The 4016-nt window shown below is 44.9% G+C and carries 3 protein-coding genes; 2 read left to right on the top strand and 1 reads right to left on the bottom strand.

Translation table 11 applies throughout. The annotated features are described in order from the left end of the window. Positions 1-62: 62 nt before the first annotated feature. On the bottom strand, positions 63-671 hold the full coding sequence (locus DY78_RS12320; protein WP_024626288.1) for a TetR/AcrR family transcriptional regulator: 609 nt from the start codon (positions 669-671) through the stop codon (positions 63-65). 172 nt (positions 672-843) lie between these two features. Between DY78_RS12320 and DY78_RS12315 the strand changes: the two genes are divergently transcribed. Both DY78_RS12315 and DY78_RS12310 read left to right on the top strand, forming a co-directional pair. Then, positions 844-2160, top strand: a complete 1317-nt coding sequence (locus DY78_RS12315; RefSeq protein WP_024626289.1) for an FAD-dependent oxidoreductase — start codon at positions 844-846, stop codon at positions 2158-2160. Positions 2161-2484: 324 nt separating this feature from the next. Continuing rightward, entirely contained in the window at positions 2485-3849 is a 1365-nt protein-coding gene (locus DY78_RS12310; protein ID WP_024626290.1) for a C69 family dipeptidase, read from the top strand. Positions 3850-4016 lie beyond the last annotated feature (167 nt).

Genomic DNA, 4016 nt, shown 5'->3' with positions numbered 1-4016 from the left:
TAATTATACTAAATCAGAGTCTCTATTTAACCTGTACACTTTTTATTCTAGGCCCAAATTGACTATTTCAAGTTGCGACCGGTCGCAAGGACAGCCGGTAGCACTACCTTATCCACGATGGCGATGATTTCAGTCGTGTCTAAGGTGTGTGCTTCCACAATAAAAGTATACCGAATAATCTGAAATAAGGCCAAACGGGTCGGACGTGGTGGCAATTGCTTGAGCTCGCCAGTGGCAATCGCCAAGGTTAAAACACGGTCAATGATGGCGAGATTGCCTTGTTGCATCTCGTGTAAAATTTTTTGAATCATAGCGGTTTGACTGGTCATTTCTGCGAGCATCATGTGATTGAATTCCGGTAACATGCTTGCCAAGAAGTTCATAAATTGCCGACCGGTATGAATCAGATTAGCCCGCAAGTTGCCATCGTCAAAGTTTGTATCGGTGAGCTGAATGTTGGCGCTTTTGAGGTGGTGATGCATTGCTGAAAATAGTAATTCAAACGGTGTATCCCAGTGGCGATAGAGTACGGAACGACTCGTGTGTGCCGCCGCGGCAATTTTAGAAAAAGTGATTGCTTGGTAGTTCTCATGTTGGAGTAAAGCGTAAGCGGCTTGGTAAATAGCGTCTTCGAGATCGTCTCCGCGCCGTCGATTAATCGTGGTCGTCATCGAAAATCCTCCTAAGAAACAGTTTAGTTATTGGTGACCCTTAATTACACAAGATACAGGATGTATCCTATTGAATGGGATTAGCCGAGCGCGTATACTATGAATCATCAATTTATAGATACAACATGTATCCTAATTGACTATTCTAAACTTTAGTAGGTGAATTGCAATCATGAAATTAATCGTAGTCGGTGCTTCGCATGGTGGTACTGAGGCAGTACAAACCGCCATTGAACAATACCCTGATAGTACCATCGTCTGGTACGAACAAGCCAATTTTAGGCAAATGATGGGGTGGTCAGTTGAGAAGCTCGTCGCTTATCGCAAAAAATTAACGGCTCAAGGGGTAACATTAGTTGACGAGACCCGCGTCGTCCGTTTGCTAGCAGCGACCCATCAATTGGTCATTCAAGCCAAAGAGCCGGCCACGCCGCAGACGGTTGCTTATGACAAATTGATTCTTAGTCCGGGGTCTCAAGCGCGGCAACTGACCGTCACTGGGGCAACACTCCCGGGTATCGTGAGTTTACGAGGCAAGGGTGATCTGATGTGGCTACGCGAGCAGGCCCGGCAAAATGCTCAACTTCAGCGAATCGTGGTCGTTGGGGCCGGCTATATTGGGTTAGGGGCGGCTGAGATTTTTGCCCAGGCGCACAAAACAGTGACCCTTATCGACGTCAATGAACAACCACTACATGGGTATTTAGATGCGGAGATAGCGGCGCCAATCGCGCAAACGTTACGTAATCATGGCATTAAGTTGGCTATGGGGCAACGCGTACAACGCCTATTAGGTGAACAGCATGTGACGGCAGTTGAAACTGATACTGCTACTTATGCAGCCGATTTGGTAGTGGTGGCGATTGGGGCAGTCCCACAGACGCAATGGCTCGCGGATACGTTGGCATTAACGTCCAATGGCAGTGTGGTTACGGATGCTTACCAACGAACCAATTTGACCGATGTTTTGGCGATTGGAGATGCGACACAAGTTAATGACGGCCCAACTCAGCAGCGGATAACGATTGCGCTAGCGGGCAATGCGCGGCAACAAGCCCGCAATGCCGTCGCTAATTTACAATTGCCAACTACGCCGCTGGCACCAACCAATGGTACATCAGCGCTGCCAGTCTTTGAATACAAGCTGGCAACTACGGGACTCAGTGAACAACGCGCGCACCGCCTTAATCGACCGATTGTTGCGGTGACGTGGACCCAACCCGTTACGATGAACACGGATGCGACAGTGACGACGAAGCTGTGTTACGACCCGAACACGTTTGAAATTCTTGGCGCTCAGTTAGTGTCGACCGTGGATGTGACCGCTAATATTAATCTGGTCTCGGTTGCAATCCAGGCCCACTTCACGATTCAACAATTGGCGACGGCGGACTTTTTCTTTCAACCGGTTTTTAGTACACCAACGTCATTTTTGAAGGCAACTGCCATTGCGGCAGTGAAGCAGGCCAATCAGTATCGACCGGCGTAACTACTAAATAGAACCGTTGCTAACTGCTACAACTAGTGGTCGGCAATGGTTCTGCTTGTGTAAGAAGGAAATAAATGGCAGGTCCTAAGTCGTTACCAATGGATGTTAGGCCCACTAGGCGTGATAAGTGCTCAAATATTATGATTGGTCCCTGAGATGATAATGTAGCGAATAACTTTGGTGTGGTACTTTTGATTATTCGTATCCCAATAGTAGCAGGCGATTCAGTGATGAAGCATAATCTTATTCAGTGAACTTTAGTTAGCTATGTGGTTAGTTATTTGTTAAAATATGACTCAATTATTTTTTGAATGAGGTGTTAAAATGGCCTGTACAACTTTTCTAGTTGGAAAAAGCGCAAGCATTGATGGTTCAACGATGATTGCCCGTGCCGAGGATGGTGGCAATGGGCCCAATCCACAGAAGTTTGTAGTCGTGACTCCAGATCAACAACCGAAAACTTATCATGCTATTTTGACGGATGTGCGGGTATTGCTTCCTGAAAATCCGTTAAGTTATACCGCGACACCCGATGTTGACTCGGCTGCTGGAATTTGGGCGGGAGCTGGAATTAATGGGGCGAACGTCGCGATGACGGCCACCGAAACCATTACAACCAACAGTCGTGTACAAGGTGCCGACCCTTTTGTGGCGAATGGCTTAGGCGAGGCTGATTTTTTAACTATCGTGTTACCATACATTCATTCTGCTAGAGATGGCGTCCGGCGTTTAGGTGCGTTGCTTGAAGAATATGGTACTTATGAAGCGAATGGTATCGCATTTTCGGATTGTGATGAAGTTTGGTATATGGAAACTTTGGGTGGTCATCATTGGGCTGCAATGAAAATTCCAGATGATGCTTATGTAATTGCGCCTAATCGGTTGAATATTGATCAATTTGAGATAGAATCTGAGACGACATTGTGTTCGGCGGATTTAGAAACCTTTATTACTAAAAATCACTTAAATCCCGATTCGCAAGGCTTAAACTTACGACATACGTTTGGTAGTGCCACGATAAAAGATACTGTCTATAATAATCCACGTGCTTGGTATGTCCAGCAGCATTTTAGCGCAACTAGTAATCAGACGCCGATTGACCAAGATTTGCCCTTTGTTCAGCGTGCGAGTCGTAAATTGACCGTGTCAGATGTGAAAGGGGCCTTAAGTTCACATTATCAAAATACACCCTTTGATCCTTATGGAAGCGGCTCCTTAATGGAAAAAGAGCAGTATCGCGCAATTGCCCTTAACAGAAATTTAGAGACGCATGTCTTGCAAATTCGTAACCACGTACCATTTAAGCTTGCAGGTATTCATTGGTTAGCTTTTGGTCCGAATGCGTTTAATGAGTTAGCACCTTTTTATGCTAATGTGACCGACACGCCAATCCGTTATCGGGATACTCCAACTAATTTTGATCCACAAACGATTTTTTGGTTGAATAAAACGTTGGCATTAATCGGTGATAGTAATTTTGAGCGATATCAGGAATTAGTAGCGAGATTCCGGCAACAGGTAATGGCCGAAATGCAAAATATTTTATTAAGCACAAAATCTACGGATAACTTAGAAGCAGTTAATGAAAACATATCTGAAACAATGTTCGCTAATGCGATGGTGCTGCTAGGAAAGATGACCGTGCGGGGATCGCGACAAATGAAATTAAGATATGACTTGTCGGATTAGCTAAAAAATCGGAAAATTTTACTGATTGGTAAACCAGCATATCAGATAAAAAGAGCAATGGCTGAGGCAAAAAACTCAATTGTTACTCTTTTTTTAGTTCGCGGATTTAAAATTAATATGGTAGATTGTAAAATTAATCCGAACGCTGTTCGGACAAAAAAGATCAG

The organism is Lactiplantibacillus fabifermentans DSM 21115 (assembly GCF_000498955.2).
Lineage (GTDB): Bacteria > Bacillota > Bacilli > Lactobacillales > Lactobacillaceae > Lactiplantibacillus > Lactiplantibacillus fabifermentans.
This window is presented reverse-complemented; position numbering and strand designations above follow the sequence as displayed.

Coding starts and splice junctions, on each gene's coding strand:
- DY78_RS12320 (WP_024626288.1), bottom strand. CDS start 671: ATGACGACCACGATTAATCGACGGCGCGGAGACGATCTCGAAGACGCT.
- DY78_RS12315 (WP_024626289.1), top strand. CDS start 844: ATGAAATTAATCGTAGTCGGTGCTTCGCATGGTGGTACTGAGGCAGTA.
- DY78_RS12310 (WP_024626290.1), top strand. CDS start 2,485: ATGGCCTGTACAACTTTTCTAGTTGGAAAAAGCGCAAGCATTGATGGT.